Source organism: Pseudomonas typographi (assembly GCF_014694385.1).
Classification (GTDB): Bacteria; Pseudomonadota; Gammaproteobacteria; order Pseudomonadales; family Pseudomonadaceae; genus Aquipseudomonas; species Aquipseudomonas typographi.
In genome coordinates this window covers 1-328 of sequence record NZ_JAAOCA010000156.1, presented here as the reverse complement: position 1 = coordinate 328, position 328 = coordinate 1, and the positions used below count along the sequence as shown (strand labels likewise).

The 328-nt window shown below is 63.7% G+C and carries 1 pseudogene; it reads right to left on the bottom strand.

Annotated features, from left to right (window positions below):
• A pseudogene (locus HAQ05_RS29735) lies at positions 1-328 on the bottom strand (TipJ family phage tail tip protein); the annotation flags it as partial.

Here is a 328-nt window from a genome sequence, read left to right as displayed (position 1 = left end):
GCCGGCGGCTCACCGGTTTTGCCGTAAAGCTGGGTGGCTTCCGAATAGGCCCACAGCGAGGCATTGCCGCTCACGCCCACCGCCGATACGCGCGCGGTATAGGTGCCGGTGTAGATCCCGCTTACCTCCATGGCGGCGGTGTAGGTGACGCCGGCATAGATCCAGTCACCCGAATCACGCTTCCACCATACGTTGTAGCTTTGGGCGCCCTTGGGGGCATCCCAGGTGATGCGCATGGTGGCTACGGTCAGGCCTTGCTTCACCGCGTCGAAAGTCGACAGCACGACATTGGTGGGTAGCGCCTGGATCGCACCGGGCAAGGTGGTGG